Below are 15,020 nucleotides of genomic sequence, written 5' to 3'. Positions count from 1 at the left end.
AGATGTCTACGCCGCATCGACATCGTGCCGCGCACCTCGGGCAATCGGTAAGGCGGCAGGTTTACATCATGAATGTGACGTTTCTTCTGAACGGGGAAACTGTGCAGGTCGATACCGCCCCGACGCGGGCCCTGCTTGACTGGCTGCGCGAGGATCAGGGGCTGTGCGGCACAAAGGAAGGCTGCAACGAAGGCGATTGCGGCGCCTGCACCGTCGTCGTGAGCGATGACGATGGGGTAAGGGCGCTGAACGCCTGCATCCTGTTTCTGCCGCAGCTGCATGGCAAGGCTGTGCGAACGGTTGAGGGGATCAGCGGCCCGGATGGCGCATTGCACCCCGTGCAGCAGGCCATGGTGGACCATCACGGATCGCAATGCGGGTTCTGCACACCGGGGTTTGTCGCCTCCATGGTCGCGGGGCATATGAATGGACGCACCGATCATGATGATGTGCTCGCAGGCAACCTGTGCCGCTGCACCGGCTACGCGCCCATCATTCGCGCGGCACAGGCCGCCGCAGACGCGTCCGTGCCCGACTGGATCAATGACACCGCACCCGATGCAGCACCACAACCCTACGCCCCCGAAACCCTTGATGATCTTGCTACATGGTACGCGGCTCACCCGGACGCGACCCTGATCGCCGGGGCCACCGATGTCGGGCTTTGGGTGACGAAACAACTGCGCGAGTTGCCCCATGTCGCGTTCTTGAACCGCTGCGCTGACTTGCAGCCGATCATCGTCAGCGATGATACGATCCATATCGGGGCCGGGGCGACCATGACGACCGTCATGGCAACCATGGGTGAATATCACCCATCCTACGCCGAACTGATCCGCCGCTACGGGTCCGAACAGGTGCGTAATGCCGCAACCATCGGCGGCAACATCGCCAACGGCTCGCCCATCGGGGACAATCCGCCAGCGCTGATCGCCCTTGGGGCCACGCTGCACCTGCGCCATGCGGACAAAACGCGCGACATGCCAATCGAGGATTTCTTTCTCGACTACGGCAAACAGGACCGGGCCCCGGGGGAACTCGTCACCGGTGTCACGATCCCGAAATCCGCGCCTGCCTTGCGCTGCTACAAGATCTCCAAAAGGTTCGATCAGGATATCTCTGCCCTTTGCGGCTGTTTCAACGTCACCGTTGTGGACGGGGTCGTGTCAAACGCGCGGATCGCATTCGGCGGCATGGCCGGCACGCCACACCGGGCACACAACACCGAGGCGGCACTGATCGGCCAGCCCTGGACGGCAGAGACCCTGGCAACCGCCGCCACCCGGCTGGGCGATGACTACACGCCCATGACTGACATGCGCGCCTCTGCGAACTACCGGCTGACCACCGCGCAAAACCTGCTACACCGCTATTTTGCCGATCTCTCCGGCGACACCATCAACGTGCTGGAGGTGACATCATGAGCGTCGCCAAACCCCTGCCCCATGATGCGGCCAGACTGCATGTGACTGGCACCGCGCGCTATGTCGATGACCTGCCGACACCCGCCAATACGCTGCATCTGGCCTTTGGCACGTCCGAGATCGCACGGGGCACGATCACGGCGATGGACCTTGCAAAGGTCGCGAAAGCACCCGGCGTCGTCGCGGTCCTGACCGCCGCCGATCTGCCTTTTACCAATGATGTCTCACCCTCTGTCCATGATGAACCGCTGCTGGCCAAAGGTGATGTTCATTACCTTGGCCAGCCGATTTTCATCGTTGTCGCTGATACCCATCTGAACGCGCGCAAGGCCGCCCGGCTGGCCGAAATTGACTATGCCGAAGACACCCCGATCCTGACCATCGAAGACGCGCTCACCGCCAACAGCCGGTTCGAGGACGGACCGCGCATCTGGACCAAGGGCGACGTGGATCAGGCCCTCGCAGAGGCCCCGCATCGGGTGCGGGGCACAATCAATATGGGCGGACAGGAACATTTCTACCTCGAAGGGCAAGCTGCCCTCGCCCTGCCGCAGGAAGGCGGCGATATGGTGGTCCACAGCTCCACCCAGCATCCCACCGAAATCCAGCACAAGGTGGCCGAGGCGCTGGGGATGCCGATGCACGCGGTCCGCTGCGAAATCCGGCGTATGGGCGGCGGTTTCGGCGGCAAGGAAAGCCAAGGGAATGCGCTGGCCGTCGCCTGTGCCGTGGCTGCACGCACAACCGGCCGCCCCTGCAAGATGCGCTATGACCGCGACGATGACATGATGATCACCGGCAAGCGGCATGATTTCCGGATCGATTACGATGCGGGGTTCGATGAGAAGGGCAAGCTGCTTGGCGTCGATTTCACCCAAGTTACCCGCTGCGGTTGGGCGCAGGATCTGTCGCTGCCCGTCGCCGACCGGGCCATGCTGCATGCCGATAACGCCTACCACCTGCCAGCCGCGCGGATCACGTCGCACCGGCTGAAAACCAACACCCAATCCGCCACCGCATTTCGCGGTTTCGGCGGGCCGCAGGGGGTGCTGGGGATCGAACGGGTGATGGATCATATCGCGGCAGAACTGGGGCTGGACCCTGTCGCGGTCCGCCAGCGGAATTACTATGCCACGATGGAGGGAGGGGGGCCGTCTGCCCCCCGCGCTGCGCGCCCCCCCGAGGATATTTCCACTCCAAAGAAGCAAGGGCCAAACCCAGCATCCCGCGGCGCCACATCCAGCGCGGCTGACGAAACAGCGCGGGATCGTAAGATGGGTCTTGACCCATCCCCGGTGCAGACAACCCCCTACAGGATGCCGGTTACCGATTTCATCTTGCATGACATGACCGACGATCTGCTGGCCCGCGCCGATTACCACCGCCGCCGTGCGGCCATCGCCGACTGGAACGCAGGCCAGAGGATCCTGAAGAAAGGGATCGCCTTCAGCCCGGTCAAATTCGGGATTTCCTTTACCCTCAGCCATCTCAATCAGGCAGGTGCGTTGGTGCATGTGTATCAGGACGGATCGGTCCATATGAACCATGGCGGCACCGAAATGGGGCAAGGGCTGTTCCAGAAGGTGGCCCAGGTTGCCGCCCACCGGTTCGGTATCGATGTGAGCCATGTCAAGATCACCGCCACCGACACCGGAAAGGTGCCCAACACATCGGCTACCGCCGCATCGTCCGGGTCTGACCTCAACGGCATGGCCGTCGCCAACGCCTGCGACATCATCCGCGACCGGATTGCCGCCTGCCTGGCCGAACTGCACCAGACCAGCACCGAAAACATCCGGTTCGAGGATGGTCATGTCCATATCGGCACCGAACAGATCAGCTTTGCCGAGGCCGTGCAGACCGCCTATCTCAACCGCGTCAGCCTGTCGGCCACAGGTTTCTACAAGACCCCGGGCCTCAGCTGGGACCGGATCAAGGGTGAGGGTACGCCGTTTTTCTACTTCGCCCAGGGTGCCGCCGTGACCGAGGTGGTGATCGACACCCTGACCGGCGAAAACCGTATCCTGCGCACTGACATCCTGCATGATGCGGGTGCCTCGCTGAACCCCGCGCTGGATATCGGCCAGATCGAGGGCGGTTATGTGCAGGGGGCGGGCTGGCTGACGACCGAAGAACTGGTCTGGGATGACAAAGGCCGCCTGCGCACCCACGCGCCATCCACCTACAAGATCCCCGCCTGTTCCGACCGCCCCCGCGTTTTCAACGTGGCCTTATGGGACGCGCCGAACCCCGCGCAAACCATCTACCGGTCCAAGGCGGTCGGCGAACCGCCCTTCATGCTGGGCATTTCCGCGTTCCTCGCCTTGTCCGATGCGGTCAGCGCCTGTGGCCCCAACTACCCCGACCTGCAGGCCCCCGCGACCGCAGAGGAAGTCCTCAACGCTGTGCAAAGGGCGCGCGGATGACCGATTGCATCCGCATCACCATCACCAGAACCGCAGGGTCCGTGCCGCGTGAGGCGGGCACGCAGATGCTGGTCCACGCAGACCATATCGAAGGCACCATCGGCGGCGGCACACTGGAATGGGAGGCGATGGCGGAGGCGCGCCAGATGCTGGCCGACGGGCGCGAGACGCTGACGCGCACGATCCCCCTTGGCCCCGCGCTGGGGCAATGCTGCGGCGGGTCGGTGACGCTGACATGGGACAAAACGGACGCGATCACCGCAACACCCAAACGTCCCCTCTGGATTTACGGCGCGGGCCATGTGGGCCGCGCCATCGTGCATGTCATGGACCCCCTGCCCGATTTCGAGATCACCTGGGTCGATACCCATACCGACCGTTTCCCCGAAACCGAGGTCACAACACTGGTCGCCAAGGACCCGGCCCAGATCGTCAAACATGCCCCCACAGACGCCGATCACCTGATCCTGACCTACAGCCATGACATCGACCTCGCGCTTTGCCACGCGGTGCTCCGGCATGAATTCCATTCCGCCGGTCTGATCGGATCGGCCACCAAATGGGCGCGGTTCAAGACGCGGCTCGCCGCATTGGGGCATACGCCTGCACAGATCTCGCGCATCGCGTGTCCGATCGGCGATCCGCGCCTTGGCAAACACCCGCAAGCCATTGCACTTGGCGTCGCAACCAGCATGATTGCCGGTCAGAACAGCCGGACCAGGGACCGTACTGCATGAGTGATCTGTTATTGCGCCTGTCCGGCCTGACCAAAGCCTATCCCGGTGTTGTCGCCAACAAGGACGTGTCGTTCGACATCGCCCGGGGCGAGGTGCATGCGCTGCTGGGTGAAAACGGGGCCGGAAAATCGACGCTTGTCAAAACCATCTATGGCCTCGTCAAACCCGACAGCGGGACCATGACGCTGCAAGGCCAGCCATTCCAGCCGCCCGAACCGCGTGCGGCCCGTGCCGCCGGTGTCGCCATGGTGTTCCAGCATTTTTCGCTGTTCGACGCAATGAACGTCGCCGAAAACATCGCCCTTGGCATGGAAAACCCGCCGCCCCAGCGCGAAATTGCAGCACAGGTGCGCAAGGTGTCTGATCAATATGGCTTGCCGCTCGACCCCGACAGGATCGTGGGCGAGCTGTCCGCGGGGGAACGGCAACGGGTCGAGATTATCCGCTGCCTGCTGCAAGACCCCAAACTGCTGATCATGGACGAGCCGACATCGGTCCTGACCCCGCAAGAGGTGGCGATCCTGTTCGAAACGCTGCGCAAGCTTAGCAGCGAGGGGACCGCGATCCTTTATATCTCGCACAAGCTGGAAGAAATCCGGACCCTTTGTGACAATGCCACCGTGTTGCGGCTGGGTGAGGTGGTGGGTGAATGCGACCCAAAAACCACGTCGGCCCGCGACATGGCCGAACTGATGGTCGGCAGCAAACTGCATGTGCCGGAAAAGGCAGATAAACCGGCGGGCGATACTGTCCTGACCTTGCAAGACCTCAGCGCCAAGGCCCCGCATCGGTTTGGCACGGCGCTGAAGGATATCACGCTTGAGGTCCGCAAGGGCGAGGTGCTGGGCATCGGTGGCGTTGCGGGCAACGGGCAGGATGAACTGGTTGCGGCCCTGTCAGGCGAAATACGCGTGGCTCCGGCGATGATCAGCTATCAGGGTCGCGCAATCGGTCAGATGCCACCCAATGCGCGGCGTAAACTGGGCCTGCTCGCCGCTCCTGAAGAACGGATGGGCCATGCCGCCGCCCCGGATATGTCGCTGACCGAAAACGCGGTCATGACCGCGATGACCCGGCAGAGGCTGACCAGCAGGGGCTTTGTGCATTGGGGCAAGGCGCGCAGCTTTGCCGAAGGGGTGATCAAGACCTTCGATGTGCGCACCCCTGGCCCCGCCAACGCGGCCCGGTCACTGTCCGGCGGGAACCTGCAGAAATTCGTCATCGGGCGCGAGATCATGCAGGACCCTGACGTGCTGGTGGTGAACCAACCCACATGGGGCGTCGATGCCTCTGCCGCCGCCGCGATCCGGCAGGCGCTGCTGGATCTGGCGGCCAAAGGGGCGGCGGTGATCGTGATCAGCCAGGACCTCGACGAACTGATGGAAATCTCTGACCGGTTCGCCGCGCTGAACGAAGGGCGGCTGTCGGCACCACGCCCGGCGAAAGGCCTCACGGTCGAGGAAATCGGTTTGATGCTGGGCGGTGCGCATGACATGGAGGTGGCGCATGTGGATGCGTAGAACGGAGGGCAGCCCCCGAGCCTGGGTGGGGGTGAAGCCCCCTCCCGTGGGGAGGGTCGGGGGCTGCCCGGCCTATCAGCCGGGCGGAACAGTATTGCGAGGTCCCGCCCCATGATCGCCCTCGAAAAACGCCCGCAGCCATCGCGCGTCTGGACCTTTGCGACCCCGCTCCTCGCCGTCATTCTGACGATGATTTGCGGCGGGCTGCTGTTTGCGGCCCTTGGCAAGAACCCGTTCGAGACGATCCGCACGATCTTTCTTGATCCGCTGTTTTCGGAATTCGCGTGGTTCTACCGCCCGCAACTGCTGATCAAGGGCGCACCCCTTGTGCTGATCGCCATCGGCCTGTCATTCGGCTTCCGGGCGGGCATCTGGAACATCGGGGCAGAGGGGCAGTATATCGTCGGTGCCATTTGCGGGGCGGCGGTGGGGTTGGCCTTTTACCCTACCGAGTCCTTAATGATCTTCCCCCTGATGATCGTCGCGGGCGCTTTGGGTGGCCTGCTCTGGGCCATGATCCCAGGGTTTTTGCGGGTAAAATTCGGGACCAACGAAATCCTCGTTTCGCTCATGCTGGTCTATGTGGCTGAACAATTGCTGGCCTCCATGGCGCTTGGCGCGCTGCGCAACCCCGACGGCATGGGCTTTCCGGGCAGCCGGAACTTGTCGCAATACCCTTCGGCTGCGAACCTTGAAATCATCCAGGGGTCGGGCATGCATTGGGGCGTTGTCGCGGCCCTGATCGCCGTCATCTTCGCCTATATCGCGCTATCGCGCCATGTCTTTGGCTTTCACGTGCGGCTGGCGGGCCAAAGCCCCCGCGCCGCCAAGTTCGCAGGCGTAAACCCTGCGGCGCTGATCCTGATCTGCATGGGTCTATCAGGTGCGCTGGCAGGGCTTGCGGGCCTGTTCGAGGTCGCGGGCCCCGCAGGCCAGATCAGCATTGATTTCAATGTGGGCTACGGGTTCACAGCCATCATCGTGGCCTTCCTCGGTCGGCTGCACCCTGTGGGCATATTGCTGGCGGGCGGCCTGATGGCGCTGACCTATATCGGCGGCGAAATCGCGCAGTCGAACCTCGGCCTGCCACTGGCCGCGATCCAGTTGATGCAGGGGATGCTCTTGTTCTTCCTGCTGGCGGTGGATGTGCTGACGAATTACCGGGTGCGGTTTGGGCGGAGGCAAGTGGCATGAGCTATGACCGGGCAAGTTTTGAAGACTGGATGAATGCGATCACCAAACCGGTCATTGGGCTGCTGCTGGGTCTCGTTCTGGGCGGTCTGATCAAGCTTGCTGTCGGTGGATCACTCTGGCTCGCGGTCATCATGGTCGTGGTGGGTGTCATCTTCTGGTTTGGGGTCCTCTTACTCGACAAACTGGACACGACGTTCACCAACTGGCTGTTCGGGGGGGCGGGCGTGCGGGCCGCCGTCAATCGGCAGACGTCGCCCGGCCGATCCTGGCCCGCACTGGTCGGACGCTACGGGCTGATCGCGGGGATCGCCTTGGGATGTCTGGCCGAGCTTCTGTTGCCGCAGTCGGTCCTGAACATGGTGTTCTCATGACCTTCTCCGCAAGCAAGCCAACCCAGTTTTTCGCCGCAGGCATGTTGCCCGGATGCGGTGCAACCAGCAAAGGGCAAAGCGCATGATGACGGCAACAAAGCCACTGGCAATGGGTGCCCTGATGGGGCTGATGATGCTCTGGATGCTGCACGGGCAGTTGACAGGGGACAGTTCCCTGTCCGGGACTGCCTTGGCCGCATTTATCGGCATGCATGCGGCACTGGCCGCGGCACTCATCGCAGGCGCGCTGTTCGCGACCCGCCTGTCACCGCGCGCGCGGACATGGCTCGACCATTTGCATCGCCCCTCATTGCGCCATCTCGGACTGATGCTGATGAGTGCAACCGTTTCTGCGGGCCTCGTTCACTTCTGGATACATGGGCTGATCTGAATGGACCTTTCCGCCATCAACCCCATCCTCTTGCTCGCCTCGTTGATGGTGGCGGCGACCCCGATCCTGCTTGCCGCCATCGGCGAACTGGTCGTGGAACGCGCCGGTGTCCTGAACCTCGGGGTTGAGGGAATGATGATCACCGGCGCGGTTTGCGGGTTTATCGTGGCGGTCGGCACCGGGTCACCCTGGCTTGGCTTTATTGGGGCGGCCATTGGCGGCGCGATCCTGTCGCTTGTCTTTGGCGTGTTGACCCAGTTTCTGCTGTCCAATCAGGTCGCCACAGGGCTGGCCCTGACCCTGTTCGGGCTTGGGCTGTCGGCGCTCATGGGCCAAGGCTATATCGGGATCAAGGCACCGGAATTCCCCGACTGGCACATCCCCCTGCTGGGTGACATCCCGGTGATCGGGCCGATCATCTTTCAACATGACCCGATGGTCTATGTCGGGCTGATCCTTGTCGCGGCGACATGGGCGTTCCTCAAATACGCCCGCGCCGGGCTGATCCTGCGGGCAGTCGGCGAAAACCACGAGGCCGCGCATTCGCTTGGCTATCACGTGATCCGGGTGCGGCTTTTGGCGATCATGTTCGGCGGGGCCTGCGCGGGGCTGGGGGGCGCTTACCTGTCGCTCGTCCGCGTGCCGCAATGGACCGAAGGGATGACGGCCGGTGCAGGCTGGATCGCCCTTGCTATCGTCGTCTTTGCCAGCTGGCGGCCCGGCCGCCTTCTGATCGGTGCCTATTTGTTCGGCGGTGTCACGGTGTTGCAGCTTAATCTGCAAGCCGCCGGTGTCGCCGTCCCGGTCGAATATCTTTCCATGACGCCCTATCTGGCCACCATCGCCGTTCTTGTTATTATGCGCGCAGGACGGGCGCCGGGGTCACTGGGCCAATCTTTCCATGCCTCACGCTAGGGGCGCTGCCAAACCACCAACAAGGGGATGAGTATGACAATCACGAGACTTCTGGCCGGGGCCACATTGGCACTTGGCCTTGCTTCCGGGGCCATGGCCGACGGGCACGAACCGACCACGGTCGGGTTCGTTTATGTCGGGCCAGTGGGCGACGGCGGCTGGACCTATGAACACGATCAGGGGCGGCTTGCGGTCGAAGAACATTTTGGCGATGCGGTTGAAACCGTCTTTGTCGAAAGCGTGCCAGAGGGGGCCGATGCGGAACGGGTCATGACCCAGATGGCGCTGCAGGGGGCCGACCTGATCTTTACCACCTCCTTTGGGTATATGGACCAGACGATCAACGTCGCCGAAAAATTTCCCGATGTGAAGTTTGAACACGCCACTGGCTACAAACGCGCCGATAACGTGTCCACGTATTCCGCCCGGTTCTATGAAGGGCGCGCCGTGCAGGGCCACATCGCCGGGCACATGACCGAAAGCAACATCATCGGCTATATCGCCTCCTTCCCCATCCCAGAGGTGATCCGGGGCATCAACGCGGCCTATATCCACGCGAAAGAAGTGAACCCTGACGTCGAATTCAAGATCGTCTGGGCCTACACATGGTTCGACCCCGCGAAAGAGGCTGAAGCCGCCACCGTGCTGATCGAACAGGGCGCAGACGTGATCCTGCAGCACACGGATTCGACCGCGCCGCAGGCGGCTGCACAGCAAGCCGGCAATGTTGTCACCTTCGGGCAAGCCTCTGACATGGCTGAATTCGGGCCCTTCCCGCGCGTGTCGTCCATCATCGACAACTGGGCGCCTTACTATATCGCCCGCACGCAGGCCGTGATTGATGGCACCTGGGAAAGCACGGACACATGGGATGGCATCGCCCCCGGCATGGTAGAAATCGGTGAAATCACCGATGCCGTCCCCGCCGAAGTGAAAGCCAGCGCCGAAGCCATGATCGAGGCGATGCGGTCGGGTGAATATCACCCGTTCACCGGCCCGCTGAACAAGCAGGACGGATCGGCCTGGCTGGCCGAAGGCGAGGTTGCCGATGACGGCACCTTGGCGGGCATGAGCTTCTACGTCGAAGGGCTGACTGGCGAAATCCCGCAGTAAAACATGACGAAAGCCAACGGACAGGTCCCCAATATGCGGGGCCTGTTTGTGTTTCAGCCCCGTGAATGTTCGATTCGACGCAATGCCAATAATCTAATGCGCCGCCGGTTGACCTATGTTCACTTGGATGCAATTTTGACACAATTAAACTGATGTAACTTTTACCAGACAGTCAGCCTGTCAATCCTAATTCAGCCCATCGCGCCGGTATTCGCAAAAACCCGCCGTCAACGAATTTGAGCTCCATATTTGCATTTATTTCATACACTTACACAACATGGCACTAGGTAATTTTTATCGGACCATCTGCCGTTAGGTCAATCTGATTGCGGAAAACAAGGAAGTGACCAACGCTCAATCGGAAAATCAAGCAATTAACGCATGCCTATTAAGCATGTCCTTTAGTAGATACAATTTTCTACCCCTGCGCCTCATTTTGTGCACAAATCAACGACAGATTGTGACGCAGCACGCACGGTATTGGCGCAGACAAAACCAAAAGTGCTTACAGTGACGAGTAGTTAAGTGTCTGGCCTGTATGCAGAACGAGTGAGTAAATGGAGAAAAGTATGACTTTTAAAGTCCCTGGAAAAACGCGCAATATGGTGTCGGGGTTCGCGCTCTGCGCGGCCATGATGGCCCCCGCAGCAGTGAACGCGGCAGAAGTAACGTTGAAATCCGCCGACGGCACGGTGAACCTTGTGGGCGAGTTCATCGAATTTACCGACAACAACTATGTCATCCGCACCGGCCTTGGTGATCTGCGGATCTCGGCATCTCGCGTCCGCTGCGAAGGCGACGCCTGCCCTGATTTCAGCGCCGTCGAAGCCGATGTGATCATTGCCGGTTCGGACACTGTGGGTTTGGGTGTGATGCCGCTTCTGATGTCCGGCTATGCCGCCTTTCTTGAGGCCGAAGCAACGGTCACATCAACCGGAACAGAGGGTGAAATCATTGCCGAGCTAGTCGGTGATGAGGGCTTTGGTGACCCTCTTGGATCCTATTTGGTGAACTCCACTGGCTCAAGTGATGCGTTCCGCAAACTGCTTGATCAGTCTGCACAGATTGGCATGGCATCCCGCCGCATCCGCCCTGATGAGGCACGCGCCCTGCGCGATGATGGCGCTGGCAATATGATCAGCCCTGCCAATGAGCATATCATCGCGGTCGACAGCCTCGTCGTTATCACCCATCCCGACAACCCGGTTGATACGCTGAGCACCGATCAACTGCGCGGCATCTATGCAGGTGAAATCACCAATTGGTCAGAGGTCGGGGGCAATGATGGACCGATTTTGCTGATTGGCCGTAGCGAAGGCTCTGGTACGCGCGGGGTGTTCGAAGATCGGCTGTTCGGCGATGATGTCCCATCGACGCCGGGAAACAAATCTATCGCGACTGACAACAACGATATGGCGGCACAGGTCAACGCCGATCCGAATGCCATCGGCTATGTCGGGTATGCGTTCCAGCGCGGCGCAAAGGCCATGACGCTGATCAACGAATGCGGCTTGACGATGGAACCCACGCCCTTCTCGGCACGGACGGAAGAATACGCGCTGCAGCGTTTCCTGTATCTCTATAATCGCGAGGACACCACGGATCAGGCGACAGCCGATTTTCTGGACTACGTGATTTCGGAGGAGGCTGATGAGGTCATCGCCAAGGCCGGCTTTATCGATCTGGGCATTGACCGTCAGGCACAGCCGCTGGATGGCCAGCGGGCCGCCCAGTTGCTTGATCCGAATGTCGACGATTATGAAGGCGGGATCATGCGCGGGATGCTGTCCGAGATGGTGAATTATGATCGCCTGACGTCCACTTTCCGTTTCCGCACCGGGTCGTCCAAGCTTGACCCACGTGGCCTGCTGAACCTCGAACGTCTGGCCGACTATCTGGAAGACGAGCCCGAGGGAACAAAGGTATTGTTCGTGGGCTTTACCGACAGTGTCGGTGCCTTCGACAGCAACCGCGAACTGTCCATTGGCCGGGCAAATCAGGTGCTTGAGGCGATGCAGGACTTCGCCGGTGATCGCCTGACAGGCATCGAGATGGCAGCCACAGGTTATGGTGAAATTGCACCATCCGCCTGCAACACCTCCGAAACCGGACAGCGTATCAACCGGCGGGTTGAGGTTTGGATCCAGTCCGCCAACGGCTGACCAGGCACCGGGTGCCGCGTGCGGCACCCGGACCTCATTGCAGAGGATGCGAACCGCATCCGGACTTTCCGCCCAGCAGTGTTTTGGTCAGCGACGGCACCAGCCGCATCGCACAGCCCTCGCATTGCAAGCACCAAGGACATTGAGATGAAACAACATCGAAACAGAAAAACACCCGCACGGGCAAGATCAGTTGGCCGCAAGGCCATGGCCGTTACGCTGGCCATCGGCGTCGCCGTGATCACCCCCGGCACCGCCCAGGAACTGACCGCAGAACAGCTCCAGCAGGCGCAATTCCTCGAAGATATCGGGGCCAGCCAACGTATCGATTTTTCGGGCAAACTGCGCATGCTCAGCCAGCGCATCCCGGCTGCCGCCTGCAACTACGCTGAAGGGATCACCCCCGACAGCAGCGGCGCCATGCTGGATACGGCCTCCGCCGAATTCCAGCAGATCGTGAACGCCCTTGAATTCGGCGACGAAAGCCTCGGGATCGTCGGCGCCGAAGAGCGGCGCAAGACGCTTATTGGCCTGCGCAAACTGCGCGAAAACTGGGACCCGATGTTTGCGACCGCTGATGCGATCCACAACGGCGAGAACTCGGCAGAGGCCGTGACGACCATCGCCGATCAAAGCGTGCCGGTGCTCGACATCGCCAAGCTTCTGGTCAGCACGATATCGGAGGAATACTCCAACCCCGTCGCCCTCTTGCAGGCCGACGCGCTTGTCATCGACATCGCCGGCCGACAACGGATGCTGTCACAGCGCATGTCCAAGAATGTCTGCCTCATTGCTGCTGGCGTGAACGTTGACACCGCCATGTCAGAGCTGGCCAGCACGGCACAGCTTTTCGAAAACGCGCTGATTGCCTTGCAAAACGGCATGCCTGATGCAGGCGTCAAGGCCCCGCCGAATGCAGAAATCCAGGAAGGGCTGGATGTGGTGATGGATGACTGGAACGGGTTGAAACCCATCGTCACCCGGGTGCTCGCCGGTGAAACGCTCGACGACGAAACACGCGGCATCATGTTCAACGGCGCCAACCACATGACAGCGGATATGAACAAGGTGGTCGGCATGTATTCAGAGGCGTCCAAGCTCGGCCTATAGGCCGTCAGCCTCTGAGAAAGCCGTGCGGGTTCTCCATTCCCGTGCGGCTTTTTATGCATAGGGATTGAAAAAGGCGCGCCGTATCCTGGGCGCGCCTTTCTTGTCAGACAGCTTGCCTAATGCTTGTGCTTGACGATCTCGCCCGACTTCAGGCGACCGAAATAGCTGTTCATTTCGCGCTTCACGATCGGCATCAGGAAGTAGAGCGCGGTAATGTTCACCACAGCCATCGCAAAGATCATCGCGTCAGAGAAGTCGATGACCGCGCCCAACTTGGCCGCCGCACCGATCACGATGAACACGCAGAAGATCAGCTTGAACACCAGCTCCTTCGTCTTTCCTTCGCCGAACAGATAGGTCCAGGCCTTCAGGCCGTAATAGGACCAACTGATCATGGTCGAGAAGGCAAACAGGATCACCGCAATTGCAAGAACATAGGGGAACCAGCTGAACCCGGTGGCAAAGGCCGCGGATGTCAACTGCACGCCGGACGAACCATCAGCCGTCTGGATGGATGTGCCCGCCTCGTTCAGCACATAGATGCCCGCTGCTTCGTCAAAGACCAGCACACCGGAAATCGTGATGACCAGCGCGGTCATCGTACAGATCACCACAGTATCGATGAAAGGCTCCAACAGGGAAACGACGCCTTCGGTGATCGGCTCTTTGGTGCGCACGGCAGAGTGTGCGATGGCCGCAGAACCCACGCCAGCCTCGTTCGAAAACGCCGCCCGCTTGAAGCCCTGGATCAATGCGCCGACAAAGCCGCCAGCAACACCCAGCCCAGTAAAGGCCCCGGCAAAGATCTGGCCGAACGCCCAGCCGATCTTGTCATAGTTCACCAACAGGATGATCAGCGCCACGATGACATACATAATGCCCATGAACGGCACGACTTTTTCGGTGACGCGGGCAATGGATTTGATCCCGCCCACAATCACCAGAAACACGATCACTGCAAAGACAAGGCCGGTGATCCATCCCGGATAATCACCCGTGATCCCTGAAATCTGCGCATGCGCCTGATTGGCCTGGAACATGTTGCCCCCGCCCAGCGCACCCAGGATACAGAAGATCGAAAACAGAATGGCTAGGATACCACCGCCCGGCAGGCCACGTTCCTTGAATCCCTTGGTCATATAGTACATCGGGCCACCCGAAACGGTGCCATCAGGGTATTCGTTGCGGTATTTCACGCCCAGCGTACATTCGGTGAATTTCGACGCCATACCCAGCAGACCCGCCAGGATCATCCAGAACGTCGCACCCGGCCCGCCGATCCCGACAGCCACGGCAACACCAGCGATATTCCCCAAACCGACCGTTCCCGACAGCGCCGTCGCCAGCGCCTGAAAGTGGCTGACCTCACCCGCATCGTTCGGGTCGGAATAGTCGCCTTTGACCAGCGATATGGCATGGCCAAAGGCACGCAACTGGATCAGGCCGAAATAGATGGTGAACACTGATGCACCAATCACCAGCCACATCACGATCCAGGGGAAATCGGTTCCCGGCAGGTTCATGAAGATCAGATTGACAAACCAGCCGGTCGAACCAGCGAACACCTCGTTGATGCGGTCATCGATCGATGCCTCCTGCGCGGCAGCCGCGACAGGTGACAAGGCGGCCATCAGGGCCGCAAGCGTGAATCTTTTCA

At 60.8% G+C, this 15,020-nt stretch carries 12 protein-coding genes; 11 read left to right on the top strand and 1 reads right to left on the bottom strand.

Going from position 1 to position 15,020, the window contains the following annotated elements:
* Positions 1 to 68 precede the first annotated feature (68 nt).
* From xdhA to ACFWW2_RS08540, 11 genes are all read left to right on the top strand, one after another.
* Positions 69 to 1,424 carry a xanthine dehydrogenase small subunit gene (gene xdhA, locus ACFWW2_RS08590; RefSeq protein WP_393927561.1) on the top strand — a complete coding sequence of 452 codons (1,356 nt, stop codon included), beginning with the start codon at positions 69 to 71 and terminating at the stop codon, positions 1,422 to 1,424.
* Positions 1,421 to 3,850, top strand: a complete 2,430-nt coding sequence (gene xdhB, locus ACFWW2_RS08585) for a xanthine dehydrogenase molybdopterin binding subunit (protein WP_393927560.1) — start codon at positions 1,421 to 1,423, stop codon at positions 3,848 to 3,850. Before xdhA ends, xdhB begins: the two co-directional genes overlap by 4 nt.
* Positions 3,847 to 4,587, top strand: a complete 741-nt coding sequence (xdhC, locus tag ACFWW2_RS08580) for a xanthine dehydrogenase accessory protein XdhC (RefSeq protein ID WP_393927559.1) — start codon at positions 3,847 to 3,849, stop codon at positions 4,585 to 4,587. Before xdhB ends, xdhC begins: the two co-directional genes overlap by 4 nt.
* The gene (locus ACFWW2_RS08575; protein ID WP_393927558.1) at positions 4,584 to 6,107 is read left to right on the top strand and encodes an ABC transporter ATP-binding protein; all 1,524 of its coding nucleotides are present in this window, start codon (positions 4,584 to 4,586) and stop codon (positions 6,105 to 6,107) included. The genes xdhC and ACFWW2_RS08575 overlap by 4 nt, the downstream gene beginning before the upstream one ends.
* 111 nt (positions 6,108 to 6,218) lie before the next feature.
* Complete coding sequence (locus ACFWW2_RS08570) at positions 6,219 to 7,301, top strand: ABC transporter permease (RefSeq protein WP_393927557.1); 1,083 nt, start codon at positions 6,219 to 6,221, stop codon at positions 7,299 to 7,301.
* Positions 7,298 to 7,672, top strand: a complete 375-nt coding sequence (locus ACFWW2_RS08565; RefSeq protein ID WP_393927556.1) for a hypothetical protein — start codon at positions 7,298 to 7,300, stop codon at positions 7,670 to 7,672. Before ACFWW2_RS08570 ends, ACFWW2_RS08565 begins: the two co-directional genes overlap by 4 nt.
* 82 nt (positions 7,673 to 7,754) lie before the next feature.
* On the top strand, positions 7,755 to 8,063 hold the full coding sequence (locus tag ACFWW2_RS08560; RefSeq protein WP_393927555.1) for a hypothetical protein: 309 nt from the start codon (positions 7,755 to 7,757) through the stop codon (positions 8,061 to 8,063).
* The gene (locus ACFWW2_RS08555; protein ID WP_393927554.1) at positions 8,064 to 8,978 is read left to right on the top strand and encodes an ABC transporter permease; all 915 of its coding nucleotides are present in this window, start codon (positions 8,064 to 8,066) and stop codon (positions 8,976 to 8,978) included. It abuts the gene before it with no gap.
* A gap of 33 nt (positions 8,979 to 9,011) precedes the next feature.
* Positions 9,012 to 10,091, top strand: a complete 1,080-nt coding sequence (locus ACFWW2_RS08550) for a BMP family ABC transporter substrate-binding protein (RefSeq protein ID WP_393927553.1) — start codon at positions 9,012 to 9,014, stop codon at positions 10,089 to 10,091.
* A 569-nt stretch (positions 10,092 to 10,660) separates the two neighbouring features.
* Positions 10,661 to 12,253 carry a substrate-binding domain-containing protein gene (locus tag ACFWW2_RS08545; RefSeq protein WP_393927552.1) on the top strand — a complete coding sequence of 531 codons (1,593 nt, stop codon included), beginning with the start codon at positions 10,661 to 10,663 and terminating at the stop codon, positions 12,251 to 12,253.
* A 147-nt stretch (positions 12,254 to 12,400) separates the two neighbouring features.
* Complete coding sequence (locus ACFWW2_RS08540; protein WP_393927551.1) at positions 12,401 to 13,363, top strand: type IV pili methyl-accepting chemotaxis transducer N-terminal domain-containing protein; 963 nt, start codon at positions 12,401 to 12,403, stop codon at positions 13,361 to 13,363.
* Between the two features lie 116 nt (positions 13,364 to 13,479).
* Here ACFWW2_RS08540 and ACFWW2_RS08535 read toward each other — a convergent pair whose 3' ends face one another.
* Positions 13,480 to 14,994, bottom strand: a complete 1,515-nt coding sequence (locus tag ACFWW2_RS08535; RefSeq protein WP_393927756.1) for an alanine/glycine:cation symporter family protein — start codon at positions 14,992 to 14,994, stop codon at positions 13,480 to 13,482.
* Between the last annotated feature and the right edge of the window lie 26 nt (positions 14,995 to 15,020).

This window comes from Yoonia sp. R2-816, from assembly GCF_046762905.1.
Classification (GTDB): domain Bacteria; phylum Pseudomonadota; class Alphaproteobacteria; order Rhodobacterales; family Rhodobacteraceae; genus Yoonia.
This window is presented reverse-complemented; position numbering and strand designations above follow the sequence as displayed.

Excerpts from the sequence above, each read along its gene's own strand:
- xdhB (WP_393927560.1), top strand. The coding sequence starts at position 1,421 with ATGAGCGTCGCCAAACCCCTGCCCCATGATGCGGCCAGACTGCATGTG.
- ACFWW2_RS08555 (WP_393927554.1), top strand. The coding sequence starts at position 8,064 with ATGGACCTTTCCGCCATCAACCCCATCCTCTTGCTCGCCTCGTTGATG.
- ACFWW2_RS08540 (WP_393927551.1), top strand. The coding sequence starts at position 12,401 with ATGAAACAACATCGAAACAGAAAAACACCCGCACGGGCAAGATCAGTT.
- ACFWW2_RS08545 (WP_393927552.1), top strand. The coding sequence starts at position 10,661 with ATGACTTTTAAAGTCCCTGGAAAAACGCGCAATATGGTGTCGGGGTTC.
- xdhA (WP_393927561.1), top strand. The coding sequence starts at position 69 with ATGAATGTGACGTTTCTTCTGAACGGGGAAACTGTGCAGGTCGATACC.
- xdhC (WP_393927559.1), top strand. The coding sequence starts at position 3,847 with ATGACCGATTGCATCCGCATCACCATCACCAGAACCGCAGGGTCCGTG.
- ACFWW2_RS08575 (WP_393927558.1), top strand. The coding sequence starts at position 4,584 with ATGAGTGATCTGTTATTGCGCCTGTCCGGCCTGACCAAAGCCTATCCC.
- ACFWW2_RS08535 (WP_393927756.1), bottom strand. The coding sequence starts at position 14,994 with ATGGCCGCCTTGTCACCTGTCGCGGCTGCCGCGCAGGAGGCATCGATC.
- ACFWW2_RS08560 (WP_393927555.1), top strand. The coding sequence starts at position 7,755 with ATGATGACGGCAACAAAGCCACTGGCAATGGGTGCCCTGATGGGGCTG.
- ACFWW2_RS08570 (WP_393927557.1), top strand. The coding sequence starts at position 6,219 with ATGATCGCCCTCGAAAAACGCCCGCAGCCATCGCGCGTCTGGACCTTT.
- ACFWW2_RS08565 (WP_393927556.1), top strand. The coding sequence starts at position 7,298 with ATGAGCTATGACCGGGCAAGTTTTGAAGACTGGATGAATGCGATCACC.
- ACFWW2_RS08550 (WP_393927553.1), top strand. The coding sequence starts at position 9,012 with ATGACAATCACGAGACTTCTGGCCGGGGCCACATTGGCACTTGGCCTT.